The organism is Pseudomonas sp. FG35 (assembly GCF_057809295.1).
The window spans coordinates 1-1,554 of sequence record NZ_JBMDJR010000036.1; the positions used below are offsets into that span (position 1 = coordinate 1).

Sequence of the window (1,554 nt, forward strand, 5' to 3'; positions counted from 1 at the left end):
CGAAATCGACACCGTGCAGACCTCGGTCAGCTGGACGCTGGGCGCCAACCTGGAAAACCTCACCCTGCTCGGCAGCGCCAACCTGGCCGGCGTCGGCAATGCCCTCGGCAACACCCTGATCGGCAACGCCGGCGACAACGTGCTCGACGGCCTGGGCGGTGCGGACATCATGAACGGTGGTGCCGGCAACGACACTTACATCGTCGACAATGCCGCCGACACCATCATCGAAACCAATGCCTCGCCGACCGAGATCGACACCGTCCTGTCCTGGATCAGCTATGGCCTGAGCAGCAACGTCGAAAACCTGACCATGCTCGGCAGCGACAGCCTCAGCGCCGTCGGCAATGCCCTCAACAACATCCTGATCGGCAACGCCGGCAACAACGTGCTCGATGGTCTGGGCGGCGCCGACACCCTGAGCGGCGGCGCGGGCAACGACACTTACATCGTCGATAACGTCGGTGACGTGGTGATCGAAAACAACGCTTCGCCAAGCGAAGTCGACACCGTGCTCTCCTGGATCAATTACAGCCTGGGCGCTAACGTCGAGAACCTGACCCTGCTGGGTGGCGACAACCTCAACGCCGCTGGCAACGCCTTGAATAACGTGTTGATCGGCAATGCCGGCAACAACGTACTCAATGGTGGCCTCGGCACGGACATCATGAACGGCGGCGCCGGCAACGATACTTACGTCGTCGACAATGCCCTGGACGTGGTTATTGAAACCGGCACCAGCAGCAGCGAAATCGACACCGTGCAGTCGTCGATCAGCTGGACACTGGGCGCCAACCTGGAAAACCTCACCCTGCTCGGCAGCGCCAACCTGGCCGGTGTCGGCAATGCCCTCGGCAACACCCTGATCGGCAACGCCGGCGACAACGTGCTCGACGGCCTGGGTGGCGCGGACATCATGAATGGCGGTGCCGGCAACGATACTTACATCGTCGACACCGCCGCCGACACCATCATCGAAACCAATGCCTCGCCAACCGAGATCGACACCGTCCTGTCCTGGATCAGCTATGGCCTGAGCAGCAACGTCGAAAACCTGACCATGCTCGGCAGCGACAGCCTCAGCGCCGTCGGCAATGCCCTCAACAACACCCTGATCGGCAACGCCGGCAACAACGTGCTCGATGGTCTGGGCGGTGCGGACACCCTGAGCGGCGGCGCGGGCAACGACACTTACATCGTCGATAACGTCGGTGACGTGGTGATCGAAAACAACGCTTCGCCAAGCGAAGTCGACACCGTGCTCTCCTGGATCAATTACAGCCTGGGCGCTAACGTCGAGAATCTGACCCTGCTGGGTGGCGACAACCTCAACGCCGCTGGCAACGCCTTGAATAACGTGTTGATCGGCAATGCCGGCAACAACGTACTCAATGGCGGCCTCGGCACGGACGTCATGAACGGCGGAGCCGGCAATGACACTTACGTCGTCGACAACGCTCTGGACGTGGTCATTGAAACCGGCACCAGCGCCAGCGAAATCGACACCGTGCAGACCTCGGTCAGCTGGACGCTGGGCGCCAACCTGGAAAACCT

At 61.5% G+C, this 1,554-nt stretch carries 1 protein-coding gene; it reads left to right on the top strand.

All coding sequences use genetic code 11. The features are described from left to right. Positions 1-1,554, top strand: a 1,554-nt coding sequence (locus ACODTD_RS28785; protein ID WP_489105445.1) for a beta strand repeat-containing protein, incomplete at both ends; no start/stop codon positions are given.